Below are 25954 nucleotides of genomic sequence, written 5' to 3'. Positions count from 1 at the left end.
AGTTGCAGCACGGATGAGCTTCTCGAAAGGAGCGCCGCCGACGGCGCGATGGCTTTCCCGGGTCTGCGCCGGTGGCCTCGGGATACCGTCGTCCGGCCGTCAACTCCCGCGTGCGCGCCGGCCGCGGGGACGCTAAGATCGAGGTCATCCGCGTGCGACGGAGATCGCACCGGCTAAGGAGGAGGGAGCTGATGTCCATTTCGGGCAAGGTCGATCCGGTGGTGCGTCCCGTCGCGGCGACCGACATCGCCGAGGCGCTGGTCGAGGGCCTGCGTGATTTCCAGGCGCTGCCGCTTTACGGCCTTTGCTTCGGCGCGCTCTACGCCACCGGCGGCATCGCCATCATGCTGTGCTTCACCGCGTTCGGCATGGTCTATCTGGTCTATCCGCTGGCCGCCGGCTTCGCGCTGCTCGGGCCATTCGTGGCGATCGGGCTCTATGAAGTCAGCCGTCGCCGCGAGCGCGGCGAGCCCGTCTCGCCCGGCGCGATCTGGTCGGCCGTGCGCGCGCGCAGCGAGATCGGCTGGATGGCCTTCGTCACGCTGTTCGTCTTCGTGGTCTGGATGTACCAGGTGCGGCTTCTGATCGCGCTGCTGCTCGGCCTGCATGCCTCGTTCTCGAGCCTGCAGGAGTTCATGACGGTGGTGCTGACCACGAACGAGGGCTTGCTGTTCCTCGGCATCGGCAACGCGGTCGGCGCGGTGCTGTCGCTGATCTTGTTTTCGCTGACCGTGCTGTCGTTTCCGCTGCTGCTCGACCGCGAGGTCGATTTCGTCACGGCGATGGTGACAAGCGTGCGCGCGGTCGTCGCCAGCCCGCTGCCGATGATTGGCTGGGCCGCGGTGATCGTGATGGTCCTGATCGTCTCGGCGCTGCCGTATTTTCTGGGGCTGGTGGTGACGCTGCCCGTGCTCGGGCACGCGACCTGGCATCTTTATCGGCGGATCGTGGTGCCGGTGGCGTAACAGTGAGCCGGACGCAACGGCAGCGAACTATTCGCCCGTTGCCAGCCGGCGCTCGCCTGATGAGGTCAGTTCGAGTTCACCGAGGCGCCTGACCGCATAACCGAGGTTGGTCAGCCGCTCGCCGTGCGCTTGCGGAATTTCGCCTTGCGCCTTGCCCTTGCCGATCTCGGCCAACGACGCAAATTCATCTGCGCTAAGCGCAACGCTACTGTCTGTCATCAGGCAACTTCGTCGGTCCATACTTTGAAATTGAGCAGCTTATTCGGACCGAAGGTCTGGGTGATCGGGACGTCCGCGGCATCGCGTCCTTGCGCGATCAGCACGCGGCCGATCCGCGGCGTGTTGTTGCGGGGATCGAACATGTGCCAGCTTCCGCCGAGATAAGCCTCGAACCATCCGGCGAAATCTCCCACGGCCCAGGGCTTCGGCGTGCCGATGTCACTGAGATAGCCGGTGCAGTAGCGCGCCGGGATGTTCATGCAGCGGCAGAACGCGATGGCAAGATGAGCATAGTCGCGGCACACACCCTTGCCTTCGTCGTAGACTTCCCGCGCCGTCTTGGTTGCGCGCGCGTGCTCATAGCCGAAGGCGATGTGACGATGAACGAAATCGCAGATGGCCTGGACCCGCGCCCAGCCGGGCGGCGTGTGCTCGAACAATTTCCATGCGATATCCGACAGGCGATCGGTCTCGCAGTAGCGACTGCCGAGCAGATAGACGAGCGTGTCGGTCGGCAGCGCCTCGACGGCGTGCTGAACTGCGTTCGGAAACGCCGGGTCGGGCAGGCCGCTGTCACTCACGACCCCATCGCCGGCAAGGCGAAAGGTACCGGCCGGCGCTACGATACGGCTGCACCAATTGCCGAAGAGGTCGCGATAGGGAGTGATCGGCACCGAGGGTCTGGTGGTCACCAGGTCGGGCACGATGACATCGGAGGCGCGGGTGAAGTGCGTGCCCAACACCATGATCATAGGCGTGGGCTGCGGGAATTCGTACAGCATCTCAAACCCGACGCGGAGCTTCATACGTTTTTCCCTTGGCTAAGCTCCCAACATGGCTACGAAGCGGCCGATCACAAGGCTTCGACGGCTTATTCGGTCGCGAACGGCAATTAGCGCTTCAAAAGCGCGGCACGGGCGAGAAAACGATAGCTAATTGCGGCGATTGCGCGCACGGTGCCGACAACGTCGGAAAGAACCTGTCGTCTCTGCGCATATGCAGCGCCACGACTATTCGCGCGACGTGAAAGCGCCTCATTCCCTCGCACTGGCGGAGCCGACTCATCGCGACGTCGCAACAGCGGTCGTTGCGTATATTGCCCGCTCCAGCGGTGAGGCGGACGCGGCACGCCCGTGCCACGAACGCCTGAAGGTTTCACCGCGATTCGATCACAAGATCGAACGCCAACCGAAAGCACCCGATGCAAACTCAACCGATGCAAGCTCTCTCGCCACGGCACGTCAAGACAGAAGAAGCGCTCCGGCTCGGCGTCGAGTCGGGCTGGTACGCGATCAAGGTCAGCGGGACCTTTGTCTCGGGCCCGCACGTTTCGGAAGCGGATTGCAGTCGCAAGATCGACGAAATCAATCCGCCGGTGAAGAAGAAGCGGTGACGGCGCAGGGTTCGTCCGCTACGGCGTCTTGATCCCCATCGCCCTCAACGCTTCCAGCATCTGCGCCGGCGGCGCCATCTTGATCTGCGGCGCCTTGCCCGTTTCCAGCAGGCTCTTCAGCCCCGACAGGATTGCGGGCCAGCCGGTGCGGCCGCCGGAAAGGATGTCGTCGCTGAGCGGGCGGTCGTGACGTTCGCTCATGGTGAGGCGGACGGCCTCGCCGGCTTGTTCGATCTCGTAAGTGACAAGCGTGGTGCCGAGCTTCGCGACGAGGTCGGGCCAGTTGACGTTCCACGTCACCGTCAGCCTGTTCGGCGGATCGTATTCGAATACATCGCCCGAGATGTGTTCCGACCCGTCAGGCGCGCGCACGATGAATTTGCCGGCGAGTCTGGGCTCCATCTCAACCGCAAAGCCGGAAAAGTATTTGCGGCTGAACTCGGCGGAGGTCAGCGCCTCCCACACCTTGTCCGGCGTCGCGGCGATGTAAATCGTGTAGACGGTGAGCGGCTTGAACTGATCGAGGTTCATTTTGCATCAAATCCCTTGTTGAGGGCTGCGCGCGGAATGGCCAGCACTTTGCCGCGTTCCAGCAGACTCTTGAGGCCGGACAGGATCGCCGGCCAGCCGTTGGAAACGGCGCCGAGATATTTGCCGCCTTCGACGAAGCCGTCATGCAGCACGGTCAAACGCACGAGCGAGCCGAACGGTTCGATGGTGAACACGACGCGCGAGATCGGTTCGCCGCGCAGCTCTTCGTATTTCTGGTGCTTGAAGCTGTAGGACAACCGCCGCGGTGGATCGGCTTCGAGTATCTCGCCGGAATCGGTGGTCTCGCCGTCCAGCAGCAGCGCGAAAGGGGAGCCGATTTTCCAATCGGACCTGACCTCGGCGCCGAACCAATATTGCATGGTGAACTCGCTTGATGTCAGCGCCTCCCACAGCCTCGTTGGCGTGGTCTCGATGTAGGTGACATAAACGAATTGCGGCTTACTCATCACGTTTCTCCAACTGGCGTTTCAACTCGCCGAGCGCGGCGAGCTTGCCGCGCTCGAATTTCTTGATCCAGCGCTCGCCGATCTGATGGATCGGAACCGGATTGAGATAGTGCAGCTTCTCGCGGCCGTGCCTGATGGTCGTGACCAAGTTGGCCTGTTCCAGAATCGCAAGGTGCTTGGTCACCGCCTGGCGCGTCATCGCGAGACCTTCGCAGAGCTCGTTCAGCGTCTGGCCGTTCCTGGTGTGAAGCCTGTCGAGCAGCGACCGTCGTGACGCATCGGCGAGCGCTTTGAAGACCTCATCCATGGCGACGATCATATGCAACCAAATGGTTGCTTGTCAAGACGGTGATGCATCGCGCGCGGCTCGTGTTCCGGCAGACACCGGAGATGAAGACGTGGGAGCTGCGGCGCTGGACGGACATTAAGTGTCATGCATTAATGCTCCAAACCGCTCTCAGCGAGTCCTCCCCATGATGTCTCTGCAAGCCTATCTCGCCTTCCTTGCCGCCTGCATCGCGCTGGCGCTGCTGCCGGGGCCGATCGTCACTCTCGTCATCGCCAACGGGCTGCGCCACGGCACGCGTGCGGCGCTGACCAATGTGGCCGGTGCGCAGGCCGGTCTCGCCATCGTCATCGGCATCGTCGCGGTCGGGCTGACCTCGCTGATGGCGACCATGGGCTACTGGTTCGACTGGGTGCGCTTTGCCGGCGCCGCCTATCTGGTCTGGCTCGGCATCAAGCTGATCTGGGCACCGGTCGAAGGCGTCAATGTCGACCAACCGCCGGCGCCGCCGCGCGGCGGATTCTTCCTGCAAGGTTTCCTGGTGCTGCTGTCGAACCCGAAGGTGCTGGTGTTCTTCGGCGCCTTCATCCCGCAGTTCATGGACATGAATCGCGACCACTTCCCGCAGGTCGCGCTGCTGGGTGCAACCTTCATGGTCACTGCGGTGATGACGGACGCGCTCTACGCCATCGCCGCGGGGCGGGCCCGAAAGTTCTTTTCGGCTCGCCGCACCCGCATGATGTCGCGCATCTCCGGCGGCTTCATGATCGGCGGCGGCATCTGGCTGGCGCTGACCAGGGCAAAATAACCGCCATCGGGCTAGTCGATAAGCCTCTCTGCCCGCAACTCCAGCTCGATCTCCGCAAAAATCCTCGCCAGACGCTCGGCCCATTGTTGCTGGCCGGACTGGTCGGCGATCAGATCCTGGCGGATCTCGATGCCGGTGTTGACGAGGCCGCGGGCTTCGCCATGCACGGGGATGGTGTAGTCGGTGAGGTCGTTGACCGCGTAGGGCTCGTTGTCGCCGACGACGAGATCGCTCTCTCTGCGCAGATGCCTGAGCAGCAGCTGCGGCAGCACGGTGTCGCGATTGTAGAGCGCGCCGATGTGCCAGGGGCGCGCGACGCCGGCGTAAACGGGGGTGAAGCTGTGCAGCGAAACCAGCACTGTCGGCCGCTTGTCGTGCACGCGGCGGTCGATCGCGGCCTCGATACGGCGGTGGTAGGGCTCGAAGATCTCACGCCGGCGCGCTTTGCGCTCCTGCTCCGAAATTCCCTCGTTGCGCGGGATCGCGGTTGCTTCGGAAATCAGGGGGATAGAGCTCACGGCGCCGGGCGGGCGGTTGCAGTCGATCACCAGCCGCGAATAGCGCTGGGCGATCAGATGTGCGCCCAGCATCTCTGCGAGCCGGTCGGCGACCCCCGCAATGCCGATGTCCCAGGCGATATGCCGCGTCAGCTCGCCTCCCGCGACGCCGAGATCGCCGAGCGCACGCGGCAGGACCCGTCCGTAGTGGTCCGAGGTGAGCAGAAAAGGCGATGTCCCTTGCGCATTCACCTCGTGCACTGGGGGGACGTCACCCTCGCTGAGGAGTTGATTGGTCGCCTCGATTGTGTCTAAAGCCATCCTGATTGCCTAATGAAACAGCAGTCACCCCGAAGAATCGGGCGGGATTGCTATAGATTGGTCCGCCCGACCTCACCATGATTGCCTGACGATGCCGCTGCTGACGATTCATCACAAGACCGAATATCGCTACACCCGCCCGGTGGCGTTCGGCGAACACAGGATCATGCTGCGTCCGCGCGACGGGCATGATCTGCGCGTGCTCGACTCCAGGCTCGAGATCTCGCCCGAGCCGATGTCGCTGCATTGGATCCATGACGTGTTCGGCAATTCCGTCGCGATCGCGAATTTCGACGAGCGCGCGGACACGCTGGTCTTCGACTGGCACGTCACCGTCGAGCACAATCCAGTCGAGGAGTTCGCGCTGACGCCGGACGACTCGGCCTATTTCTATCCGTTCGCGTATGATGACGAGGAATTTCCCGACCTCGTCCACTACATCACGCCGCAATATACCGATCCCGACGGCGAGATCGCGGAATGGGCGCGCGGCTTTCTCGACGAGGACGCGCCGACGCCGACCTTCAAGATACTGAGCGGCATGACCCACGGCATCCGCGAGCGGTTCAAGTATCGCAAGCGCCACGAGCTGGGCACGCAGCATCCGCTCGACACCTTGCAGTCCGGTAGCGGAACCTGCCGCGACTACGCGCTGTTCATGATCGAGGCGCTGCGCCATCTCGGCATCGCCGCACGATTCGTCTCCGGCTACATCTTCCTGCCGGAGGATATCGAGCAGCGCCATGTCGGCGGTGGTTCGACGCATGCCTGGGTGCAGGTCTACCTGCCCAGCGCGGGCTGGATCGAGTTCGATCCGACCAACGGCATCGTCGGCACCCGCGACCTCATCCGCGTCGCGGTCGCACGCGATCCGCGCCAGGCGATCCCGCTGCATGGCGTCTATATCGGCCCCGCGGGCGCGTTCGACGCCATGGACGTGACCATCAGGGTGGTGTCGGACGAGCAACGCAACGGCGAGGAGCTGGAGGCGGAGGTTTCGTAGACGCTCACCGTCGTCGTCCTGGCCTTCGCCAGGACGACACTGGAAGGTGTGGCGCTGTCGCTCTGCATCATTCGCAGCTATAGAGCCCCCATGACCTCCGATCGTCTTTTCGTCTACGGCACGCTGATGCGCGGCTTCGACCATCCGATGGCGCGGTTGCTTGCGGGCCATGCGGATTTTCTGGGTGAAGCGACCTGCCGCGGCCGGCTCGTTCTGGTGAAGCATTATCCGGGGCTGCTGCTCTCAGATGTGCCGTCCGACCGCGTCCACGGCGAACTCTTTCACCTGGGCGTGCCCGACGAGCTGTTGCGCGAGCTCGACATGTACGAGGCCTGCGGCGAGGGCTTTCCGGCGCCGACCGAATATCTGCGCCAGCTGGTCGACGTGACAGGCCCGGACGGCGCGACGGCACCGGCCTGGACCTACATCTACAACTGGCCCGTCACCGATCTGCCGCGCATCGAATCCGGCCGCTTCCTCGATCACTAGGCCGACAGCACTTCCTTCACCGCGCGGACGTCGACCTCGCGCTCGACATAACTCCACTCCTCGGTCCGCCTCAGCATCGCAACCAGCTCCTCGAACAGCGAGGCGTGCGCGGGCGCGAATTCGAACCAGGTCAGAAAATCGAAGGGCCCGCCGAGGTCGCGGCAATGATAGAGCTGGCGCGCAATCGCAGGCAGGAAGCGCAGGCTGCTCGCGATGTGATGCGACTTGTCCTCGAAGATCCTGCGTCGCTCTTCCTGGGTCAGCTCCCACCAGGCCTGCGACTTGCGGATCGGGATCAGCGCCGCGCTGGTCGCTTCCAGCCGGCCGAGGCCGGCCTGCACGGCCGTGAGCTGCTGCTTCTCGGCGCGCTCGGTGTAGCGCAAGTTGCTCGCGGCGCCGACCAGCCGCCAGGCATTGCGCGAGGGCACCAGGGGCAATGCGATGGCCTCGCTGTCGGTGACCGACAGCGCCGGCATGAAGGCGAGGGGTTCGCCCGTCACAGGCGAAATCGAGGTGATGCGCCAACCCCCACTCTGGCCGCCTCGGAAGGTCCTGAACATCGCCCATGGAAGCGTGGAACCGAGGCGGGTTCAAGGCCTCTGGCAGTCGGGCTCACACTCCGCGGGCCCCGGGATGACCGAAGGGCTGTGAACAGCGCGTATAAGCCTGACAAACCTGACTTCTGGACGGGCCGTCCCTATATCCCTGATCCCTTCGCCCGACTCACACGGTTTCGCGTTACACAGAGCCCATGCGCTTCACGCCCCAATTCCTCGACGAGCTGCGTGCCAGGCTTTCGGTCTCCGAAGTCGTGGGCAAGCGCGTCAAGCTGAAGAAGGCGGGGCGGGAGTGGAAGGGGCTGTCGCCGTTCCAGCAGGAAAAGACGCCGTCCTTCTACGTCAACGACCAGAAGGGCTTTTACCACGACTTCTCCTCGGGCAAGCACGGCGACATCATCAGCTTCATGATGGAGACCGATGGCCTGCCGTTCGCGGAGGCCGTGGAGCGACTCGCCAATATGGCGGGCCTGCCGCTGCCGGCGGTGACGCCGGATGCGGCGCGTCAGGAGCAGCGGCGCCGCTCGCTGCACGACGTGATGGATCTCGCGGCCAAGTTCTTTGCCGAGACGCTGGCCTCGCGCGTCGGCGCCAAGGCGCGGGGCTATCTCGCCGACCGTGCGATCTCGCCGGCGACGCAATTGCAGTTTCGGCTGGGCTATGCGCCACCAGATCGTTTCGCGCTGAAAGAGCATCTCGGTAAGCTCGGCGTCTCCGTCGACGACATGGTCGAGACCGGCATGCTGGTGGCCGGCAACGACATCCCCGTGCCCTATGACCGCTTCCGCGACCGCGTGATGTTTCCGATCACGGATTTGCGCGGCCGCGTCATCGCCTTCGGCGGCCGCGCGCTGGAGAAGGACGTTCCGGCCAAGTACCTGAATTCGCCGGAGACGCCGCTCTTCCACAAGGGCGACAATCTCTACAACCACCAGACGGCGCGCAAAGCCACCCATGACGGCAGCGCCCTCATCGTGGTCGAGGGCTATGTCGACGTCATTGCCATGGTCACCGCGGGCTTTGCCGGCAGCGTGGCGCCGCTCGGCACCGCGCTTACCGAAAACCAGCTCGCGCTGCTCTGGAAGATGGCGGACGAGCCGATCCTCTGCTTCGACGGCGACCGCGCCGGCCAGAAGGCCGCTTATCGTGCCGCGGATCTCGCCTTGCCCTTCCTCGCACCCGGCAAGAGTCTTCGTTTCGCGCTGCTGCCGGAGGGGCAGGACCCCGACGATCTCGTGCGCTCCGGCGGTCGCGGCGCAATCGAGGAGGTGATCGCGGCGGCGCGTCCGCTCGCCGAGATGATCTGGTCGCGCGAGCTCGAAGGCGGCAATTTCGCCACGCCCGAGCGCCGCGCCGCGCTGGAGGCGCGCATCAAGGAGCTCTCCAACGGCATCCGCGACGAGGTGGTGCGGCGCTATTATCGGCAGGATCTTGCCGAGCGGCTTCAGCGCGCCTTTGCCCCCGAAGGCGGGCGCGGCGGCTTTGGCGGCCGTGGCAATTTCCGCCCCGGCTCGGCTGGCCGTCAGTTCCAGCCCCGCGGTGGGGGAGGCGCGAATCGATTCGGCGGCCAAGGATTCGGCCAGGGATTTGGCGGCCGCCGCGGCCCGCCCGGTCCGATCCAGCTGCCCTCGGGGCCCTATCAGGCGGCGAGCGCGCAGCTCGCGGCAAGCCCGATCATGCGCGGCCAGCGCAGCGCCATCTCCCGCCGGGAGGCCCTGATCCTGCAGATCCTGATCAACCACCCCTGGCTGCTGCACGATCACCTCGAGGAAGTCGCGGCCCTGGAGCTCGCCCATCCCGAGGTCCATAAGCTCAGGGCCGGCATCATCGCCGCTTTTGCCAACGACCATCACCATTCGCCGGACCCCGGCGAGCTGGCCGAGAAGATGCGCAGCGACCTCGAGAAGGGTGGATTTTCGCAGGCTCTTCAAAGGGTTGAGGGCGGCATCACGACGGCGGCGGTGTGGGGCGCCCGCGAGGGCGCCGCACGGGACGACGTTCTCTCCACCTGGCATCAGCTGGTCGCCTTGCATCGGCAGTACCATTCACTACTTAGAGAGCTGAAAGACGCCGAGCTGGCCTTGGGGGATGATCCCAGCGAGGCCAACATGGCGTGGCTGCGCGACGTCAAGGCTCGGATAGGCGAAGTCGACGGCACCGAGGCCCTGATCGAGGGTTTTGGCGAGCTGTCAGGCCGGTTCCAGAAGAGCGTGTGATGAAAGAATCATGCGGACGGCCGAGGCCTGAACCGCTAAAAGACTCGCCAAATCCGAGGTTTGGCGGCAAAAACAGGGTTAATCGAGGCTTAACGGTCTTGTAGCACTTTGGCCACCAGGCGGCCGCAGGCAGAACAGACGCGTCAGGAATGAATCCGCGCAATTGCTGTTGGCACTACACCTGCATCCGCTGCGACAAAGAGGCTCTACGAAGCGTTAGGCAAATCCGGCGAGTGAAAGGTCGGGGGTGGCGACAAGAGGTCCGCGCCGCCCTTTCCGTGTCGAGATCTGACGAAGCGAGAGCATCGAGCAACAGGTTCAAGTGATTTCACGCGGGCGCGGCGAACGTCTGTGTGAAACGCGTTTAGGAGCAATGGATGGCCACCAAGGCAAAGACGCTGCAGGCGAAGGACAAGGAAAAAGACGACAAGGCAGCGGACGCGCCGGAGAAGGACTCCCAGGACGCGCCCTCGCCGTTGCTCGATCTGTCCGACGCGGCCGTGAAGAAGATGATCAAGCAGGCCAAGAAGCGCGGCTTCGTGACCTTCGATCAGCTCAACGAAGTTTTGCCGTCCGACCAGACCTCTCCCGAGCAGATCGAGGACATCATGTCCATGCTCTCGGACATGGGCATCAACGTCACCGAAGCCGACGATAGCGAAGGCGAGGAGGACAAGGACGAGGGCGGCGAGGACGAGACCGACAACGAACTCGTCGAAGTCACCCAGAAGGCCGTCACCGAGGTCAAGAAGAGCGAGCCGGGCGAGCGCACCGACGATCCCGTGCGCATGTATCTGCGCGAGATGGGCACCGTCGAGCTGCTGTCGCGCGAAGGCGAAATCGCGATTGCCAAGCGCATCGAGGCCGGCCGCGAGGCGATGATCGCAGGGCTGTGCGAAAGCCCGCTGACCTTCCAGGCCATCATCATCTGGCGCGACGAGCTCAACGAAGGAAAGATCTTCCTTCGTGACATCATCGATCTCGAAGCCACCTATGCCGGGCCCGATGCCAAGGCCGGCATGAACAATGCGATGATCGCCGGTCCGAACGGCGAGACCGGTGAAGCGACGGCCGAAGGCAGCCAGGCCACCGGTGCCGCGCCTGCGCATGTCGCCCCGCCCGCCGCACCGCCGGCGCCGACCCCGTTCCGCGCCGCGCCTGCGCCCGGCAATGCCGGCGACGCCGCGAAGGATCCGGCGGAGTCCGCCGCCGAAGCCGACATGGACGAGGACGACGAGTTCGAGAACCAGATGTCGCTTGCGGCGATCGAGGCCGAGCTCAAGCCGAAGGTCGTCGAGATATTCGACAAGATCGCCGACAGCTACAAGAAGTTGCGCAAGCTGCAAGAGCAGGACATCCAGAACCAGCTCGAGAGCACCTCGCACGGCCCTTCGCTCTCGCCGCACCAGGAGCGCAAATACCGCAAGCTCAAGGACGAGATCATCGTCGAGGTGAAGTCGCTGCGCCTCAACCAGGCGCGTATCGACTCACTCGTCGAGCAACTCTACGACATCAACAAGCGCCTCGTCTCGCATGAGGGCCGCCTGATGCGGCTTGCCGACAGCCACGGCGTCGCGCGCGAGGACTTCCTGCGCAACTACACCGGCTCGGAGCTCGATCCGCGCTGGCTTAACCGTGTCTCGAAGCTGTCGGCCAAGGGCTGGAAGAACTTCGTCCATCACGAGAAGGACCGCATCAAGGACCTCCGCCACGAGGTGCATCAGCTCGCGGCGCTGACCGGCTTGGAGATCATCGAGTTCCGCAAGATCGTGCACTCGGTGCAGAAGGGCGAACGCGAGGCCCGTCAGGCCAAGAAGGAGATGGTGGAAGCCAACCTCCGTCTCGTGATCTCGATCGCCAAGAAATACACCAACCGCGGCCTGCAGTTCCTCGACCTGATCCAGGAAGGCAACATCGGCCTGATGAAGGCGGTCGACAAGTTCGAGTACCGCCGCGGCTACAAGTTCTCGACCTACGCCACGTGGTGGATCCGGCAGGCGATCACCCGCTCGATCGCGGACCAGGCGCGCACCATCCGCATCCCCGTGCACATGATCGAGACGATCAACAAGATCGTGCGCACCTCGCGCCAGATGCTCAACGAGATCGGCCGCGAGCCGACCCCGGAAGAGCTGGCCGAAAAGCTCGGCATGCCGCTGGAGAAAGTGCGAAAAGTCCTCAAGATCGCCAAGGAGCCGCTCTCGCTGGAGACGCCCGTCGGTGACGAAGAGGATTCACACCTCGGCGATTTCATCGAGGACAAGAACGCGATCCTCCCGATCGACGCCGCGATCCAGTCCAACCTGCGCGAGACCACCACGCGCGTGCTGGCCTCGCTCACCCCGCGCGAAGAGCGCGTGCTGCGCATGCGCTTCGGCATCGGCATGAACACCGACCACACGCTGGAAGAAGTCGGTCAGCAGTTCAGCGTGACGCGCGAGCGTATTCGCCAGATCGAGGCGAAGGCCCTGCGGAAGCTGAAGCATCCGTCGCGGTCAAGGAAGCTGCGGAGCTTCTTGGACAATTGATCGCGAACATCGATTCAAAGCAAAACGGCGGGCCAAGGCCCGCCGTTTTTGTTTTAGCTTCCGCTCTCGCCCCGTCATTGCGAGCGAAGCGAAGCAATCCATCGCGCAGCATGTGGAGACGTGGATTGCTTCGCTTCCCTCGCAATGGCGGGGATGGGGCTGAACCTACTTCTTCTTCGCGCCGACCCGCTCGAGGTTCTTGATCTCCAGCGCCGGACGGCCGGATTTTTCGGCGATCTCGCGGTCCTGCTCCATGATGTAGGCGCGGGCCGGCTCGTCGCCCTCGAGGCCGCCGAGCAATTCGGCGGGGACGCGCCGGTTGGAGCGTTGGGAGCCGTCTTCATAGAAGACGTTGAAAAAGGCGAATTCGCCCTTGGGATTGGTTCCGGGTTTTTTGGCCATGGCCGGCTTTTCGTCGATCAGGGGGCCATAGTCAAATGACTTTGGCAGGCTTCCGGAGGCCGGTGCCCGGCCCTGCAGCGGCAGAACCGCCTGCGATCGATCGACGAGCCCGTTTGCGAGGCGCCTGGCTGTCGGGTGGAACGTCCAGCGCTTCGTAAAACCCGATGCGCTCCTTCGAGGAGACCCTTGTCTCACCCTTGCCTCAACAAACGGCGGGCCGCGAAGCCCGCCGTTTATTTTGGTCTTCAGTGTCGCCCGGGGCTGGCGGGGCGACAACCTAGAATAGAAGTTTATAACCGGCGCCATGCCGTGGCAAGGCAAATCGTTGGCGCTGCGATGTCGTAGCGAACGCATCAGATATGCAGCGGTCGCGACATCGCGTTTCGATCAGCGCCAAAGCAATTGCTTGGATGGCCAAATCACTTTGTTCATATTTCCTGCTCTCGCAATGAGACCGGCGCGCGCCTTGTTAGAAAACGCGTTTGCCTGCACGTATTTCCGCGTGCGTGCAGAAGTTGCGCCGACTAACATAATCCGTTTTCGCCTTCACATTGTTCCCATCATGCTGCGCGCGCAGCATGCACCAATCTCACGGCGCCACCAGCTCCACGCGCCGATTGAGCGCGCGGCCGGTGTCCGTTGCATTCGGGCCGACCGGCGCCAGCAATCCAACGCCGGCTGTGCGCAATCGCGTCGGCGCGATGCGAAAGTTCTTCACCAGCTCGGCTGCGACGGCTTCGGCGCGGCGCTTCGACAGGTCGAGATTGTACTCATAGGCGCCTTGGCTGTCGGTGTGGCCGACGATGAAGACGTTGAGCTGCGGCTGGCTCGTCAGCAGTTTTGCGATCTGCTCCAGCATCGGGCGGCTCTCCGGTTTGAGCACGGCCTTGTCGGTGTCGAAATAGATGCCGTAGAGCGCGATGTGGCCGGTCTCGCCGAGCCCCTTCGCCATCGCGGCGGCGTCCACCATCTTGTTCGCGATGGCGCCGAGCTCGGCGACGGTGACCTGCGCCGTGATGTCCTGATTGTTCTGGCTTACCAGGACGCTGGCAAAGGTCTCGCGCCCGCCCTCGGTCTTGCGGCCGGCGTAGTAACGATAGTTGAAACCATCGACCCACATCTGCGGGACCGGCAGCGTGTCGACGGCTTCGGTAAAGGGAATGGCGCCGCAGGCATCGGTGTCGCAGGCGAGCAGGGTCTCGAAGCCGGCTTTCGCAAGCTGCGTCTCGAAATTGCGCGACACTTCCAGGATCGAGGGGCCGGGATTGGTGCGATAGGCGATGCGAAAGACGCGGCCCTCGAGCCGCCGCGCATCGACGGGCTGGCCGTCCTTGAAGGGAGCCGCCTGCATCCGCGCCGCGTCAAAATCCTTCATCACATAACCGGTGATGACGCTGCCGGCGAACCGGCCGATGCCGGGATAGTCGCGGCTGCCGGCGACATCGCGCGTCTGCGCGGAAGCGGCCATCACGGTGAGGCAGAGCAAGGCGAGGACGGCGAGCATCCGGCGCGACATGGACATGAGCATGGAGATCCGCATAGGCATGGTCATCTCGATCGGTTGGGGAGGGGGCGAGCGCATTTGATTTGTCGCAGGCAGGCAGCGATCGGTTCTGGCGAGGATTGCCGCTTTGACGCGAATCCGGTTCCCGGGCATGATTGCGCGCTGCTCCCCCGCCCATTCCCTGTAGGATTCATCCGAATGTCGAAATACGCCTTGGCCATCGCCTTCATCGCCTGTCTGGCCGGCGGATCGGCGCAAGCCGCGCGCTGCGGCGGCGACTTCAACAGCTTTGTCGCCAGCATGACCGCGGAAGCGCAAGCTGCCGGCGTCTCGGCGAGCGTGACCAGCGCGGCGCTCAGCGGTGTGCAGCAGGATGGCGCGGTGCTCGCCTTCGACCGGCGCCAGCGCTACACCTTCAACAAGAGCTTCGAGCAGTACGTCTCGACCCGCGTCGGCCCCGGCCGCATCAATGGCGGCAAGGCACTGCTGCAGCGCCACGCCGCGCTGCTGTCTCGCATCGAGCAGCAGTTCGGCGTGCCCCGCTATATCCTGGTCGCGATCTGGGGGCTGGAGAGCGATTTCGGCAAGGGTGACATCGGCAAGCTGCCGGTGGTCCGCACGCTGGCGACGCTGGCGCATGATTGCCGCCGCACCGAGCTATTCCAGGGCGAGCTGCTTGCGGCGCTGAAGATCGTGCAGCGGGGTGACCTGCCGCTGCGCGACCTGATCGGCGCCTATGCCGGCGAAATCGGCCAGACCCAGTTCTTGCCGTCCTCCTACATCAAGTACGGCGTCGATTTCGACGGCGACGGCCACGTCGATCTCCGCCACAGCGTCCCCGACGTGCTCGCCTCGACCGCGAACCTTCTCCACACCAGCGGCTTCAAGATGGGCCAGTCCTACGGCGAAGGCACCGCAAATTTCGAGGCCATGCGCGAATGGAATAGAGCGGTGATCTATCGCAAGACGATCGGGTATTTTGCCGATCGGCTGGCGGGGCAGTGAGGGGGAGCTAACCACAGTCGTCATTGCGAGCGCAGCGAAGCAATCCAGAATCTTTCCGTGGAGACGGTCTGAATGCTTCGTCGCTGCGCTCCTCGCAATGACGAGCGGAGACAGTGCCGCGCCCCTGACCTACTTCGCCAGCCCCTTCGCCATCCTCTCCAGCTTGCGCTGCAACGGTGCCCAGTACGTTGCCGGGCGGAAGCGCTGCAGGAGGTCCATGAAGCGGGCGTCGTTGCCGATCAGGATGCGCGGCTCGTTTCTTTCGATGCCCTTGATGATGCGCAGCGCGGCATCTCTCGGCGTGGTCTTTGCCGCGTTCTCGAACCGCTCGATCGATTGCGACCGGCGTGCGTTGTCGGTAACGCCGACCCCGGTGCGCGAATTGCGGGCGATGGCGGTGGCGACGCCGCCGGGATGCACGACCGACAGCCTGACAGGGCTGCCCGCGACTGCAAGCTCGTGCCGCACGCTCTCGGAAAAGCCGCGCACCGCGAATTTCGCCGCAGCATAGGCCGACTGTCCGGGCGGGGCGATGATGCCGAAGATCGAGGACAGGTTGACGATGTGCGCCTCGCCCAGCGTCTTCAGATGCGGCAGGAAGGCGCGCGTGCCGTGCACGACGCCCCAGAAATTGATGTCGAACAGCCAGTCCATCTGCGCCTGGTCGATCTCCTCGAACGAGCCCATCAGCGCCACGCCGGCATTGTTGACGACGATGCCGAGCGCGGGATGCGCGATGGTCGCCTCACGCGCGAACTGCGCGATGTCGTCGGGCTCGCCGACGTCGACGCGATGCAGGCTGACCTTGCATGCGGCTCCGATCTCGGCCGCGAGCGTCTTCAGCCCGGGCTCGTCGCGATCGGCGAGCGCGAGATCGCAGCCGCGCCGCGCAAGCTCGGTCGCCAGCGCGCGGCCGATGCCGCTTGCCGCTCCGGTGATGGCGGCGGCGCCGCCGATTGCAGTCATGATGATCCCCCGTCGAGCGCTCTCCAGCGGAACTATGATTTACATTTTTTCATATTGGAACCGAACCGCATGGCGGTTCCCACCTTAACCTACGTTACTTCATGAAGACAGGCAGCATTGGGAGCCGCCGATGGGACAAGCACAGCCATTTCGCGCCACCGCACTGATCGTGGAAGACGACCTCATGCAGAGGGAGATGCTCAGTCTTCTTCTCGAAGAAAGCGGCTACGACGTCATTCAGTGCGAGAGCGCCGAGGCGGCCGAGCTTGTGCTGGAGAAGAGCGCCGGCGCGCTCTGCCTGATGATGACCGACGTGCAACTCGCCGGCCGCATGAATGGGGTCGAGCTCGCGCATGTCGCCAAGGACCGCAACCCGAAGCTCGACATCGTCGTCACCTCCGGCCGCCCCTTGATGCAGCCCTTGCCGAACGGCGCAAAGTTCTGGGCCAAGCCCTGGGCGCCGCTCGACGTGCTCCGCGAGGCCGAGATCGCGCAGCTGTCCTGACGGTCGATCCGGCAGGCCGGCTTTCGTGGTCCGGAGCGCGGTGATAAGGTCGGTCCATGACCTTGTCCTTCCTGCTCACCTCGCTCATCGTCGTCGCCTCGCCCGGCACCGGCGTGCTCTACACGCTGGCCGCCGCGCTGACCCGCGGCTCGCGCGCGAGCATCGCGGCTGCCTTCGGCTGCACCCTCGGGATCGTGCCGCACATGACGGCCGCGATGCTGGGGCTCGCCGCCGTGCTCCACACCAGCGCGCTCGCCTTCGCCGCGCTGAAATGGTGCGGCGTCGCCTATCTGCTCTACATGTCCTGGCAGGCGCTGCGCGAGACCGGGGCGCTGGCGGTGGACGGCGAGATCCGCGAGCGTTCGGCCGGCCGGGTGATCGTGACCGGCTTTCTGATCAACATCCTCAATCCGAAGCTGTCGATCTTCTTCCTCGCCTTCCTGCCGCAGTTCATCGCCGCGGACGAGGGCCATGTGCTGGCGCGGATGCTGGAATTGAGCGGCGCCTTCATGGCGATGACGTTTGCGGTGTTCGTGGTCTACGGACTCTGCGCAGCCTCGGTGCGCGAGCGCGTCATCTCCCGCCCGCGCGTCATGGCTTGGCTGCGCCGGAGTTTTGCCGCCGGCTTCGCCGCGCTCGGCGCCAAGCTGGCGTTCGCGGAGCGATAGCTTCTCCAGCCAATCAACGCGGGAGCCAATAAAAAAGCGGGCCTTGCGCCCGCCATCTTCCAACTCACAACTTCCACCCGACGCCCGGGCGGAGCGAGCTCCACCCGGGCAAAGAATAAGAAGCCTCGTTACTTCTTCTTCGCTGCCTTCTTGGCCTTCTTCTTCGTCGCCTTCTTCGCCTTCTTCGCTTTCTTAGCCATAGGATCCTCTTCAGGGTTAATGGTGAAACGCGACACGAGGGATGCTCGGCGGAGGGCCAGCCTCGCAACATCCTCGACGACAAGCTCAGCAGATTCGCGCGCTTCTGCCCCGCGCTGTCACATCGGTGTCATCGCGTTATCCACAGCTCAGATGCGTTTTTGGGTGATTTTGGTTCGCAAATCCGGCGTCGCCGGCATGCCTAACGATCCGACAATGCGCCGGCCGTTCATGAATCCAAAACCAAAGGCATGCTTTCGCGGATCGCAGTGAGACTCCGTTAAGCGCGACGGCCGCATTGTCTCCGCAAGAAAACGGGGACGGGGTCATGGACGGACAGCTGGCAGGGACAGAGGGCGCGATGCTGCGCTTGTGGCGCGCGCCATGCTGAACGTGCCGACACTCTGGACCGTGTTCGTCGTCAACTTCCTGGCGCTCGGCCTGATCTGGGCCTACGTGACACGCTCCTATCCGAAATTCGCGGCCGCGCGGTTCTGGATGGCATCGTGCTTCGTCGGCGCGACCGGCACGATGGCGGCCTTGATCCGCTTATTCGTCGTCTCGCCTGTCCCGCTTCTGCTCGGAGCCGCCGGCGTCATCGCGGCGAGCTGCCTTGCCGCCATGGGCATTCAGCGCTTCTACGGTCAACCGGTCTCCTGGCGCGTCATGGCCGCGACGGGAATTCTCAGCCTTGGCGGCGTCGTGTTCTTCATGGTCGCATTCGATCACATGCAGCTGCGCATGCTCAGCTACTCGCTTGGTCAGGGGCTGCCGCTGGCGCTGTCGCTGCGTTTGCTGCTGTCGCCGCCGGAAGGCCGCGCCAGCCCGGGAGCCCGGCTCTCCGGCATCGTGATCATCACCATCATCGCGATCTTCGCGGCCCGTGCGATCGGCAATCTGCTCGGTGGCGATTTCTCGTCGGTCGCCGGCGGGCAGTCTCATGCCGTCATGGTGCTGGGCCTCCTGTTCCTCTCGATGACGCTCAATTTCGGCTTCCTGCTGATGGCGATGGACCGCCTGCGCAACGAGGTTGCCGACCTCGCGCTGCTCGACGATCTTACCGGTGTCGCCAACCGGCGGCACCTGTTGCAGCGGCTGGGTGAAGAATGCGCCCGCTCGGAGCGCAGCAGCGAGCCGTTCTCGCTGCTGGTGATCGATCTCGACGGCTTCAAGACCATCAACGACACCCACGGCCATGCCGCGGGCGATGCCTGCCTGCAGCACTTCACCCTGATGGCGCAGACGCGCTTGAGGCCCGGCGACATGCTCGCCCGCACCGGTGGCGACGAATTCTGCGTCGTGCTGCCGTCGTCGACCTTGCGCGAGGCGGCTGCGATCGCCCGCCGCGTGCTCGAGGTCTGCCGCCAGGATGCCGTCAACTGCACCGGCATCGACATTCCGATCGCGATCTCGATCGGGGTGGCGCAGTGGGACCGCGGCGTCGGCCAGTTTCCGGACCGCCTGATCGCGCATGCCGACCACGCGCTCTATGCCGCCAAGAAGAACGGCAAGAACGACTTTGCCGTCCACGATCCGGCGCCGCCGCTCATGCCTGACCCGGTCGGTCCCGGCGAGGCCTTGCGCAAATTCGCGTAAGGGCGTGCTAACGTCAGGTCCGCACTGGACCCGCATGATGATCTCTCGCCTGCTCGCGGCCGTTCTCGCCGCTCTCATTCTGATCGCACCTGCCGCTGCGACCGACACCGAGCTCGCTAAGCTCGCGCGCGCCTCCGGCACGCCCGACATTCCCGGCCTGAAGATGGTGTGGCTGGCGCCATGGGGCGACGTCGGCAACGCAAAACCGTGGCGTAACATCATCGTGCACCAGACCGAGGGACCGGCCGGCTCGGCGCGGGGCGGTGCCGAGGTGCAAGCGAAGAATCCCACGCGTCGCGGCGTCACATTGTGGGTCGAGACCGACGGCACCGTCTATTGGGCGGTCGCGGAAAACCTGGTACCGACCCATGGCGACGGCGCCAACCGCAACGACAACAAATACATCGACAACAAGCCGACCTATCGCCAGGTGGTGCGCGACAATTCGATCGGCGTCGAGTTCGCCGGCAACTATCCCGACGTCACGACGGGACCGACCGCGGCGCAGGTCGCGGCATGGAAGATCCTCGTCCAGATCCTGCGCGCGCGCTACGGCATCCCGCTCGACCACGTCTATGCGCACAATTGGATCGACTACAAGGACGCCCGCTATTGCGAAGGCTGCTGGCTCGCGACGCTGGCGCGGATTTGGGGGGAGTGACTAGCTACACCGGTTGCGACATCCAGCCGAACAGCCGCCGGATCAAGCCCGGTCGCCGCGGCAGTTCGGGTGGGTCATCCACCGCCAGCACGCGTTTGAAGAAGTAGTCCAGGAACACCATGTCGTTCGGCTCAGTGACCGTGAATGTCTCGTCGCCGAAGTAGACGCTGTAATTGAAGAAGAACGGACCCATGAGCGGGATCGTCGCGGTCGAGGCGTAGTCCTTCGAGATCACGAACTCCGACGGCTCGAGCCCGTGGTCGCGCATGGCCTGCTCGACCAGCGGCAGCTTGCGCATGAACTGGGCGGAGAAGCCGCCGACGGTGGATTGCAGAATGATCGACACGGGTGGTGTCCGTTCTCTTGATGCTGTCGGCCCGATGCTTTTGGTCGGTCGACCGGCAGCGCGGGTTCAAGATGCCTGGTCCGCGTCCCCGCGAACATGCTGCGCCTCACACGCAAACAAAAAAGCCGGCGTTGCCGCCGGCTTTTTGTCTCTTGTCGATCCGCCAATCTCTGGCGCTAAAAACCTCGCGCTTAGAGCGCGGCTTCCAGCGCGGCCTGTTCGGCCTTTGCGATCGTGCCCTTGACCGCGGACTGCACCTTCTCGAAGGCGCGGACCTCGATCTGGCGGACGCGCTCGCGCGACACGCCGAACTCGGCAGCAAGGTCTTCCAGCGTCATCGGCTCATCGGCGAGGCGGCGCGCCTCGAAGATGCGGCGTTCGCGCGGGTTGAGCACGCCCATGGCGCCGTTCAGGGCGTCACGGCGATGATCATACTCCTCGTGCTCGGCCAGCATGGCTTCCTGGTTGGGCGAATTGTCGACCAGCCAGTCCTGCCATTCGCCGGCCTCGCCGTCGTCGCGGATCGGAGCGTTGAGCGACGCGTCGCCACCGAGGCGGCGGTTCATGTCGACCACGTCCTGAGCCGTGACGCCGAGACGCTTGGCAATGATGGCCACCTGGTCGGGGCGGAGATCGCCTTCGTCCAGTGCGGAAATCTTGCTCTTCGCCTTGCGCAGGTTGAAGAACAGCTTCTTCTGGTTCGCGGTGGTGCCCATCTTCACCAGCGACCACGAACGCAGGATGTACTCTTGAATCGACGCCTTGATCCACCACATCGCGTAGGTAGCGAGACGGAAGCCCTTCTCGGGCTCGAATCGCTTCACTGCCTGCATCAGGCCGACATTGCCTTCCGAGACGACCTCGGAGATCGGCAGCCCGTAGCCGCGATAGCCCATGGCGATCTTGGCCACGAGACGGAGATGGCTGGTGACGAGTTGGTGCGCGGCGTCACGATCATCGTGCTCGCGCCAACGCTTGGCGAGCATGTATTCCTGCTGGGGTTCCAGCATCGGAAACTTGCGGATTTCGCCGAGGTAACGGGAAAGGCCGGATTCGCCATTAAGGACCGGCAGGGTAGCTGTACGGGCCATAGTGCGCCCTCCAAACAGGTTCAGGCCCCCGATAGCGGCGGGCCAGGCAGACGACCGCTTGGTTAAAGCCGATCGGTGCTGCGATGTTCCGCGTTGGTCTTCAACGCAAGCGCAATATACTCCATCGGGAGGCAAAAAGGGAAGGATTGCTGACGTCACGTCCCCGTGTGGCAGCTATAACTTTTTGTAATGTAAGGCATTTCTGAAGCGGCCTGCGTCATAGCGCCGCTTTCAGGGCCCCTTGGAGGAGAAGCAAATCCTCCGGCAGAGGCGCCTCCCAGTGGAGTAATTCTCCAGTCCTCGGGTGCTCCAATACCAGCAGGTAAGCGTGCAGGGCCTGCCGCCCCAGCGCGGCCAGGACGGCCTGCGACTCAGGGCTCAGCTGGTTTGCCTTGGTCTTGAAATGCGGGCCGTAGACGGCGTCGCCCATCAGGGGGTGGCCGATATGGGCAAGGTGGACGCGGATCTGGTGGGTGCGCCCGGTCTCGAGCTCGCAGGCGAGCAGCGTCGCGATCGGCTTGCCGTCGCGCCCGGCAAAACTCTCCAGAAGCTCCCAATGCGTCACCGCCTCGCGGCCGCCCTGGCGCACCGCCATCTTCTCGCGCGCATGCGGGTGGCGGTCGATCGGCGCGTCCACGGTGCCACGGTGGCGGCCCGGCAGCCCCCAAGCGAAAGCCATGTAGCCGCGCCGCATCGGCCCGGTGCGGCCGTGGTCGGCGAATTGCGCGGTGAGCGAGGCATGCGCGAGGTCGTTCTTGGCGACCACCATCAACCCCGTGGTGTCCTTGTCCAGCCGGTGCACGATGCCGGGCCGCCGCACCCCGCCGATGCCCGACAGCGATGAGCCGCAATGGGCGATCAGCGCATTCACCAGCGTGCCGGTCTCGTGGCCGGCTGCGGGATGCACCACCAGCCCCTTCGGCTTGTTGAGGACGACGACGTCGTCGTCCTCGAAGACGATGTCGAGGGCGATATCCTCGCCTTTCGGCTCCGGCGGGGCCGCTTCCGGCACGTCGATTGTGATCGTATCGCCGGATGCGACGTGATAAGCGGGGTCCCGGATCGCGGCGTCCCTGAGGCTCACCGCGCCCGCCAGAATCAGGGCTTTCAGCCTCGATCGCGACAACTCGGCAAGGTGCACCGCCAGCACGCGGTCGAGCCGGGTCGAGCCCTCGGAGCCTTCGACGACAACCTCCAACCGCTGCGCAGAGCCAGAATTTTCCATGACGACGTCTGATACCGTTGTTCCCGAACCGAGCCCCGAGCAGGCCGCGCTGTTCGCGCGGGTGCGGCGGATGATGCTGATCGCGGGGCTGACCACGGCGCTGGCAATCTGCGCCGTGCTGATCGCCGTGGGCTACCGCCTTTTCAAGTCCGAGGGAAGGGCGCCCGAGCCGGCAGGCGACGTCATTGCCACCCTGCCGAAGGGCGCCAAAATTGTCTCGAGCGGCGTCGCCGGCGACCGGCTCGTGATCACGCTCGACGTCGGCGGCGTCACCGAGATCCGCACCTTCGATGCCCACACCTTGCGGCCGGCCGGAAAGCTGAAATTCGCCAATGAGCCGTAAGGCGGGGCTGGGGCGCGGAACCCGCCTCATCCGTCGTCCTGGCGAAAGCCAGGACCCATAACCACCGAATCGGGTTGCGTGAACGAGATCGTTGCTCCGATCTGCCTTAACCATCGCCACACGGGGCGATGGGTCTGAACTTCGCCAGGACGACGCCGATTGGGCGTTTGAATCCCCTCGATCCCCGCTTGCCGCCGGCAAAATTCGAGGCTATGTCCTCTCCCTCACGCTCCCTTCGTCTAGCGGTTAGGACGCGGCCCTCTCAAGGCTGAAACAGGGGTTCGATTCCCCTAGGGAGCGCCATTGTCTCTCAACCCATTGAAATATCGAAAGCTCCGATATATCAGGCGCTTGCTAACTGCCGTTGCTACACGAACGTGCTACGGCAGGGCGCTACATGGCATTTCGGATGACGCACCTGGTATGGCGGAAGGGCTGGGCCTACTTCCGCTTCAAACTACCTGACGATCTCGCTGGCAAACCCGTCCCTAGCGCTTGGCCGGATGACTTAAATCTGCTGGTCAACACTGCGCGTCGCATGTTCAAGGTCGAGATATGGAAATCGCTGAAGCTCGCCAAGAAGGATGAGCAGCGAGCAAAGCGCGCCGTCGCAACCAGAATTGCAGAGACCACCAGCCTGATTGACGAAGCACGTTTGCTCTTGGCGCGTGGCCCAGCCGCTGGGATCAGTGACGAGGACATTGCCGCCATCGCGGCCCGCGTCCATGCTGATCGCCTCGCCCATGACGAACAGTTGCGGCTACAGGGGATAGGGCTCCGCCTTCCTCGTGCAGCCGATCTTCTTCGCATACCATCAGCGGGCCATCGCACCGCCCCCGCAACCGAGGAGCCCGGCCTCACTGAAGATGATTTGGGCCTGCTGCGGTTCGCCGCCGAGAAGGTCCACAAGGAGCTGCAAGAGGCGGCGGTGCGGATGCGGCCACCGGCTGCCGTGAAACAGCGGGTTGCAGAGGAGCTTGCGAAGCGCGGTGCGGAATTAGCACCGGACGAGCGACGGAGGATCGAAATCGAGGTTCTGAAGGCCGAGTTACGGGCCTCGAACGACATCCGAGCGCGATTAGACGGTGAGATCATTCCGACCCCAATTGTCGAACCGATCGTGCCCACGGGAGGGCAGGACCCGATGTTGAAACAGGCGTTCGCCCTTTGGAAGGATGGCGCTGGGGTTCGTGGCGGCAAACTTCCGAGTAGGAATACGGCCCACGAAGCAGAGGTTGCTGTGAGGCGTTTTGCGGAGCTGCACGGGAATCTGCGGGTGTCCTCGATCAAACGAGGGCATGTCCGGTCGTTTCGTGATGCGATGATCAAGCTGCCGAAGCACCTGCCTCACGCACTCCAAAAGCTGCCCCTACCGCGCCTCCTTGAACAACTGCCCGGAGGGCTGGCGAAGCGTTCTGCGCGAACAGTCAACAAATCGCTACGGCTACTGTCCGCGATCACCAATGCAGCTGCAAACGAGTACGATTTTGCCGAACGTCCCGGGGGTTGGCGCAATCCATTTCACAGGATCGCGATTATAGTCGATGAAGGCGAGGACGACAGGCTTCCTTTCACCATCGCAGACCTCAAGGCTGTCTTCGCGTCGCCCGTGTATGCAGAGGCGAGGCGGCCTACAGGGGGAAGGGGCGAAGCAGCTTTCTGGTTTCCTCTGATCTCGCTGTACACCGGGGCGCGGCTAGAGGAGATAGCGCAGCTCTACGTGCGCGACCTACAGCAAGTGCCGAATGAGAATATTTGGTTCTTTAACATCACAGATGTGGGTACGGGTCAGCGCCTCAAGGTGGGGGCAAAGAACCGACGAGAGGTGCCGGTTCATGCTGAACTTGTTCGACTGGGGCTCGTGGCATGGCGAGTGAAGCGGCAGGCGGAGGCCGGCGTTGATGCCCTGTTGTTTCCCGGCTTTGAGCCCAATCGGGCCGAGAAGAGATCAGGAGCGTGGTCGAAATGGTTCAATCGCTATCTTCGCAACGAGTGCGGCATTGGCGATACTCGGAAGGTTTTCCATTCGTTTCGACATACGTTCAAGGACGCCTGCCGGAACTCCGACGTGGCTGAGGATCATCACGACCAGCTCACCTCTCACGCTGCGCGCGGACGAAATGCCGGGCGAGGTTATGGGGTGGGCCTTTCGCTCGACACACTGAACAGGTCGATCCAAAAGGTGCGCTACCGGGGCCTTGATCTGTCCGATCTTTATCCTGCAACTAAAGGCCAATAGAGACATAGTGCCTAGGATCGTTCACCCGCAGCTCATTTCTGCAAGAATTGATTTTCTAAAGCCCTTGAGTGTGCTTAAGTTGTCACTGGGGATGGGGACAACCAATGGCACTTTACGAGGGCCGGGACGAACTTGAGCGCGGCAGTCATTTGCTGACCGTCAAGCTGTCAAATGGACGACCTGTCGATCTGATCGATCTGACGACAAGTCTAAATGCGCTAGCTCAAGATTTCGAAGACTTCGCCAACAAAAATCTGCAAGATCCCATACCCAGCAATCTCAAGCTTTATGTTCGTGAGATAAGGTCCGGCAGCATCATTGCTGATTTGATGCCGTTGGGTGAGCAAATATCGTGGATCGTTGACCACAAGGATCTACTTGGCGCGTTCGTTGGCCATTTGAACGATCTAGCCCAATATTTTCTGGCAAGAGGCGATGCAGATAGCCCGCCTAGCCGACAGGATGCCGAACGGCTTTCGCAAATTCTGGAGCCGGTTTCGAAAGACAACAGTGCGCAATACAACATTCAAGCTACCGACCAGGCGAAGGTTGAAATACACAATCATTTTCACGTCGGGTTTGTTGAGGCAAATGCCATACAGAATGGGGTACGGCGCTTTCTGGGGCCCGCGATCCCTGCTATCGAGATTGTTCGCGATCGTCTTTTAACACTTGAGCAGGTGAAAAACGTTGCATCCGCCAAGACAGGGGACCGCGGTATCATAGAATCCGTATGGCCAAAGGCGGTGAAGCTGCAGTTCCTGAGCGACATGGCCAAACAGCAACTTCTGTCCCTCACAGAAAACCCCTTCCAGCGTGTCTTCTTAGTTGATGCCGAGGTTCACGCGGCAAATGGCCGGCCAGCCCTGTATCGCATCATCGAAGTTAAAGACATCATAGAAACCTGATGCGGCCCGTGCAATGA

At 63.5% G+C, this 25954-nt stretch carries 28 protein-coding genes and 1 tRNA gene; 16 read left to right on the top strand and 13 right to left on the bottom strand.

Going from position 1 to position 25954, the window contains the following annotated elements:
• Positions 1–191: 191 nt before the first annotated feature.
• Positions 192–965: a DUF2189 domain-containing protein gene (locus N551_RS0100665; RefSeq protein WP_027565309.1), complete on the top strand. Its 774-nt coding sequence runs from the start codon at positions 192–194 to the stop codon at positions 963–965.
• A gap of 27 nt (positions 966–992) precedes the next feature.
• Here the strand turns inward: N551_RS0100665 and N551_RS0100660 are convergent, their stop codons facing one another.
• Both N551_RS0100660 and N551_RS0100655 read right to left on the bottom strand, forming a co-directional pair.
• Positions 993–1184 carry a hypothetical protein gene (locus N551_RS0100660; RefSeq protein WP_027565308.1) on the bottom strand — a complete coding sequence of 64 codons (192 nt, stop codon included), beginning with the start codon at positions 1182–1184 and terminating at the stop codon, positions 993–995.
• The gene (locus tag N551_RS0100655) at positions 1184–1990 is read right to left on the bottom strand and encodes a transglutaminase family protein (protein WP_027565307.1); all 807 of its coding nucleotides are present in this window, start codon (positions 1988–1990) and stop codon (positions 1184–1186) included. The genes N551_RS0100660 and N551_RS0100655 overlap by 1 nt, the downstream gene beginning before the upstream one ends.
• 410 nt (positions 1991–2400) lie before the next feature.
• On the opposite strand from N551_RS0100655, the gene N551_RS38575 reads away from it, so the two are divergent.
• Positions 2401–2577, top strand: a complete 177-nt coding sequence (locus tag N551_RS38575) for a hypothetical protein (protein WP_197031093.1) — start codon at positions 2401–2403, stop codon at positions 2575–2577.
• Between the two features lie 18 nt (positions 2578–2595).
• Here the strand turns inward: N551_RS38575 and N551_RS0100645 are convergent, their stop codons facing one another.
• From N551_RS0100645 to N551_RS0100635, 3 genes are read right to left on the bottom strand one after another with little or no spacing between them, the layout of a single operon-like run.
• Entirely contained in the window at positions 2596–3108 is a 513-nt protein-coding gene (locus N551_RS0100645; protein WP_027565305.1) for an SRPBCC family protein, read from the bottom strand.
• Positions 3105–3575: an SRPBCC family protein gene (locus N551_RS0100640; RefSeq protein ID WP_027565304.1), complete on the bottom strand. Its 471-nt coding sequence runs from the start codon at positions 3573–3575 to the stop codon at positions 3105–3107. Before N551_RS0100640 ends, N551_RS0100645 begins: the two co-directional genes overlap by 4 nt.
• Complete coding sequence (locus N551_RS0100635) at positions 3568–3882, bottom strand: helix-turn-helix transcriptional regulator (protein WP_027565303.1); 315 nt, start codon at positions 3880–3882, stop codon at positions 3568–3570. Before N551_RS0100635 ends, N551_RS0100640 begins: the two co-directional genes overlap by 8 nt.
• Positions 3883–4048: 166 nt before the next feature.
• On the opposite strand from N551_RS0100635, the gene N551_RS0100625 reads away from it, so the two are divergent.
• Positions 4049–4669, top strand: a complete 621-nt coding sequence (locus tag N551_RS0100625) for a LysE family translocator (RefSeq protein WP_081747781.1) — start codon at positions 4049–4051, stop codon at positions 4667–4669.
• 11 nt (positions 4670–4680) lie between these two features.
• Here the strand turns inward: N551_RS0100625 and N551_RS0100620 are convergent, their stop codons facing one another.
• Positions 4681–5487, bottom strand: coding sequence for an N-formylglutamate amidohydrolase (locus tag N551_RS0100620; RefSeq protein ID WP_027565302.1), 807 nt, complete (start codon positions 5485–5487; stop codon positions 4681–4683).
• A 91-nt stretch (positions 5488–5578) separates the two neighbouring features.
• On the opposite strand from N551_RS0100620, the gene N551_RS0100615 reads away from it, so the two are divergent.
• Both N551_RS0100615 and N551_RS0100610 read left to right on the top strand, forming a co-directional pair.
• A complete protein-coding gene (locus tag N551_RS0100615) occupies positions 5579–6490 on the top strand; it encodes a transglutaminase family protein (protein WP_027565301.1) in 912 nt (303 codons plus the stop codon).
• Positions 6491–6580: 90 nt separating this feature from the next.
• On the top strand, positions 6581–6979 hold the full coding sequence (locus tag N551_RS0100610) for a gamma-glutamylcyclotransferase (RefSeq protein ID WP_027565300.1): 399 nt from the start codon (positions 6581–6583) through the stop codon (positions 6977–6979).
• On the opposite strand, the gene N551_RS0100605 is transcribed toward N551_RS0100610, so the two are convergent.
• On the bottom strand, positions 6976–7539 hold the full coding sequence (locus N551_RS0100605; RefSeq protein WP_027565299.1) for a chlorite dismutase family protein: 564 nt from the start codon (positions 7537–7539) through the stop codon (positions 6976–6978). The two genes, N551_RS0100610 and N551_RS0100605, sit on opposite strands and share 4 nt — an antisense overlap.
• A 191-nt stretch (positions 7540–7730) precedes the next feature.
• Between N551_RS0100605 and dnaG the strand changes: the two genes are divergently transcribed.
• Both dnaG and rpoD read left to right on the top strand, forming a co-directional pair.
• Positions 7731–9752 carry a DNA primase gene (gene dnaG / locus N551_RS0100600; protein WP_027565298.1) on the top strand — a complete coding sequence of 674 codons (2022 nt, stop codon included), beginning with the start codon at positions 7731–7733 and terminating at the stop codon, positions 9750–9752.
• A 377-nt stretch (positions 9753–10129) separates the two neighbouring features.
• A complete protein-coding gene (rpoD, locus tag N551_RS0100595; RefSeq protein ID WP_027565297.1) occupies positions 10130–12280 on the top strand; it encodes an RNA polymerase sigma factor RpoD in 2151 nt (716 codons plus the stop codon).
• Positions 12281–12445: 165 nt separating this feature from the next.
• On the opposite strand, the gene N551_RS0100590 is transcribed toward rpoD, so the two are convergent.
• Entirely contained in the window at positions 12446–12682 is a 237-nt protein-coding gene (locus N551_RS0100590; protein WP_027565296.1) for a hypothetical protein, read from the bottom strand.
• Between the two features lie 589 nt (positions 12683–13271).
• Entirely contained in the window at positions 13272–14210 is a 939-nt protein-coding gene (locus tag N551_RS0100585) for an OmpA family protein (protein ID WP_027565295.1), read from the bottom strand.
• 174 nt (positions 14211–14384) lie between these two features.
• On the opposite strand from N551_RS0100585, the gene N551_RS0100580 reads away from it, so the two are divergent.
• Complete coding sequence (locus N551_RS0100580; protein ID WP_027565294.1) at positions 14385–15191, top strand: lytic murein transglycosylase; 807 nt, start codon at positions 14385–14387, stop codon at positions 15189–15191.
• A gap of 129 nt (positions 15192–15320) precedes the next feature.
• Here N551_RS0100580 and N551_RS0100575 read toward each other — a convergent pair whose 3' ends face one another.
• Positions 15321–16157, bottom strand: coding sequence for an SDR family oxidoreductase (locus N551_RS0100575; protein WP_027565293.1), 837 nt, complete (start codon positions 16155–16157; stop codon positions 15321–15323).
• Positions 16158–16287: 130 nt separating this feature from the next.
• On the opposite strand from N551_RS0100575, the gene N551_RS0100570 reads away from it, so the two are divergent.
• The 4 genes from N551_RS0100570 to N551_RS0100550 all read left to right on the top strand — a co-directional run bounded on the left by N551_RS0100570 (position 16288) and on the right by N551_RS0100550 (position 19785).
• The gene (locus tag N551_RS0100570) at positions 16288–16662 is read left to right on the top strand and encodes a response regulator (RefSeq protein WP_027520278.1); all 375 of its coding nucleotides are present in this window, start codon (positions 16288–16290) and stop codon (positions 16660–16662) included.
• A 56-nt stretch (positions 16663–16718) separates the two neighbouring features.
• Positions 16719–17330, top strand: coding sequence for a LysE family translocator (locus N551_RS0100565; protein WP_027565292.1), 612 nt, complete (start codon positions 16719–16721; stop codon positions 17328–17330).
• Between the two features lie 582 nt (positions 17331–17912).
• A complete protein-coding gene (locus N551_RS0100555; protein WP_027565291.1) occupies positions 17913–19124 on the top strand; it encodes a GGDEF domain-containing protein in 1212 nt (403 codons plus the stop codon).
• Positions 19125–19158: 34 nt separating this feature from the next.
• Positions 19159–19785, top strand: a complete 627-nt coding sequence (locus N551_RS0100550) for a peptidoglycan recognition family protein (protein ID WP_027565290.1) — start codon at positions 19159–19161, stop codon at positions 19783–19785.
• A 4-nt stretch (positions 19786–19789) separates the two neighbouring features.
• Here N551_RS0100550 and N551_RS0100545 read toward each other — a convergent pair whose 3' ends face one another.
• The 3 genes from N551_RS0100545 to N551_RS0100535 form a co-directional block, all read right to left on the bottom strand.
• A complete protein-coding gene (locus tag N551_RS0100545) occupies positions 19790–20131 on the bottom strand; it encodes a hypothetical protein (RefSeq protein WP_027565289.1) in 342 nt (113 codons plus the stop codon).
• A 191-nt stretch (positions 20132–20322) separates the two neighbouring features.
• Entirely contained in the window at positions 20323–21222 is a 900-nt protein-coding gene (gene rpoH, locus N551_RS0100540) for an RNA polymerase sigma factor RpoH (protein ID WP_007596598.1), read from the bottom strand.
• Positions 21223–21439: 217 nt separating this feature from the next.
• Entirely contained in the window at positions 21440–22447 is a 1008-nt protein-coding gene (locus N551_RS0100535) for an RluA family pseudouridine synthase (RefSeq protein ID WP_027565288.1), read from the bottom strand.
• Between N551_RS0100535 and N551_RS0100530 the strand changes: the two genes are divergently transcribed.
• The 4 genes from N551_RS0100530 to N551_RS0100515 all read left to right on the top strand — a co-directional run bounded on the left by N551_RS0100530 (position 22446) and on the right by N551_RS0100515 (position 25937).
• Positions 22446–22790 carry a hypothetical protein gene (locus N551_RS0100530; RefSeq protein WP_027565287.1) on the top strand — a complete coding sequence of 115 codons (345 nt, stop codon included), beginning with the start codon at positions 22446–22448 and terminating at the stop codon, positions 22788–22790. The two genes, N551_RS0100535 and N551_RS0100530, sit on opposite strands and share 2 nt — an antisense overlap.
• Positions 22791–23018: 228 nt before the next feature.
• Positions 23019–23093, top strand: a tRNA-Glu gene (locus N551_RS0100525).
• A 106-nt stretch (positions 23094–23199) separates the two neighbouring features.
• On the top strand, positions 23200–25029 hold the full coding sequence (locus N551_RS36515; protein WP_051462590.1) for a site-specific integrase: 1830 nt from the start codon (positions 23200–23202) through the stop codon (positions 25027–25029).
• 104 nt (positions 25030–25133) lie between these two features.
• A complete protein-coding gene (locus N551_RS0100515; protein ID WP_027565286.1) occupies positions 25134–25937 on the top strand; it encodes a hypothetical protein in 804 nt (267 codons plus the stop codon).
• Positions 25938–25954: the final 17 nt, after the last annotated feature.

Source organism: Bradyrhizobium sp. URHA0013, from assembly GCF_000518345.1.
Classification (GTDB): domain Bacteria; phylum Pseudomonadota; class Alphaproteobacteria; order Rhizobiales; family Xanthobacteraceae; genus Bradyrhizobium.
The sequence above is the reverse complement of the archived record's forward strand: the minus strand, read 5'-3'. Positions and strand labels throughout refer to the sequence as shown.

Bases quoted from the DNA above. Each gene is read 5' to 3' on its own strand.
- N551_RS0100645 (WP_027565305.1), bottom strand. From the start codon at position 3,108: ATGAACCTCGATCAGTTCAAGCCGCTCACCGTCTACACGATTTACATC.
- N551_RS36515 (WP_051462590.1), top strand. From the start codon at position 23,200: ATGACGCACCTGGTATGGCGGAAGGGCTGGGCCTACTTCCGCTTCAAA.
- rpoH (WP_007596598.1), bottom strand. From the start codon at position 21,222: ATGGCCCGTACAGCTACCCTGCCGGTCCTTAATGGCGAATCCGGCCTT.
- N551_RS0100580 (WP_027565294.1), top strand. From the start codon at position 14,385: ATGTCGAAATACGCCTTGGCCATCGCCTTCATCGCCTGTCTGGCCGGC.
- N551_RS0100655 (WP_027565307.1), bottom strand. From the start codon at position 1,990: ATGAAGCTCCGCGTCGGGTTTGAGATGCTGTACGAATTCCCGCAGCCC.
- rpoD (WP_027565297.1), top strand. From the start codon at position 10,130: ATGGCCACCAAGGCAAAGACGCTGCAGGCGAAGGACAAGGAAAAAGAC.
- N551_RS0100605 (WP_027565299.1), bottom strand. From the start codon at position 7,539: ATGTTCAGGACCTTCCGAGGCGGCCAGAGTGGGGGTTGGCGCATCACC.
- N551_RS0100530 (WP_027565287.1), top strand. From the start codon at position 22,446: ATGACGACGTCTGATACCGTTGTTCCCGAACCGAGCCCCGAGCAGGCC.
- N551_RS0100535 (WP_027565288.1), bottom strand. From the start codon at position 22,447: ATGGAAAATTCTGGCTCTGCGCAGCGGTTGGAGGTTGTCGTCGAAGGC.
- N551_RS0100515 (WP_027565286.1), top strand. From the start codon at position 25,134: ATGGCACTTTACGAGGGCCGGGACGAACTTGAGCGCGGCAGTCATTTG.
- N551_RS0100635 (WP_027565303.1), bottom strand. From the start codon at position 3,882: ATGGATGAGGTCTTCAAAGCGCTCGCCGATGCGTCACGACGGTCGCTG.
- N551_RS0100665 (WP_027565309.1), top strand. From the start codon at position 192: ATGTCCATTTCGGGCAAGGTCGATCCGGTGGTGCGTCCCGTCGCGGCG.
- N551_RS0100575 (WP_027565293.1), bottom strand. From the start codon at position 16,157: ATGACTGCAATCGGCGGCGCCGCCGCCATCACCGGAGCGGCAAGCGGC.
- N551_RS38575 (WP_197031093.1), top strand. From the start codon at position 2,401: ATGCAAGCTCTCTCGCCACGGCACGTCAAGACAGAAGAAGCGCTCCGG.
- N551_RS0100640 (WP_027565304.1), bottom strand. From the start codon at position 3,575: ATGAGTAAGCCGCAATTCGTTTATGTCACCTACATCGAGACCACGCCA.
- N551_RS0100590 (WP_027565296.1), bottom strand. From the start codon at position 12,682: ATGGCCAAAAAACCCGGAACCAATCCCAAGGGCGAATTCGCCTTTTTC.
- dnaG (WP_027565298.1), top strand. From the start codon at position 7,731: ATGCGCTTCACGCCCCAATTCCTCGACGAGCTGCGTGCCAGGCTTTCG.
- N551_RS0100610 (WP_027565300.1), top strand. From the start codon at position 6,581: ATGACCTCCGATCGTCTTTTCGTCTACGGCACGCTGATGCGCGGCTTC.
- N551_RS0100615 (WP_027565301.1), top strand. From the start codon at position 5,579: ATGCCGCTGCTGACGATTCATCACAAGACCGAATATCGCTACACCCGC.
- N551_RS0100585 (WP_027565295.1), bottom strand. From the start codon at position 14,210: ATGCTCATGTCCATGTCGCGCCGGATGCTCGCCGTCCTCGCCTTGCTC.
- N551_RS0100620 (WP_027565302.1), bottom strand. From the start codon at position 5,487: ATGGCTTTAGACACAATCGAGGCGACCAATCAACTCCTCAGCGAGGGT.
- N551_RS0100570 (WP_027520278.1), top strand. From the start codon at position 16,288: ATGGGACAAGCACAGCCATTTCGCGCCACCGCACTGATCGTGGAAGAC.
- N551_RS0100550 (WP_027565290.1), top strand. From the start codon at position 19,159: ATGATGATCTCTCGCCTGCTCGCGGCCGTTCTCGCCGCTCTCATTCTG.
- N551_RS0100555 (WP_027565291.1), top strand. From the start codon at position 17,913: ATGCTGAACGTGCCGACACTCTGGACCGTGTTCGTCGTCAACTTCCTG.
- N551_RS0100565 (WP_027565292.1), top strand. From the start codon at position 16,719: ATGACCTTGTCCTTCCTGCTCACCTCGCTCATCGTCGTCGCCTCGCCC.
- N551_RS0100660 (WP_027565308.1), bottom strand. From the start codon at position 1,184: ATGACAGACAGTAGCGTTGCGCTTAGCGCAGATGAATTTGCGTCGTTG.
- N551_RS0100625 (WP_081747781.1), top strand. From the start codon at position 4,049: ATGATGTCTCTGCAAGCCTATCTCGCCTTCCTTGCCGCCTGCATCGCG.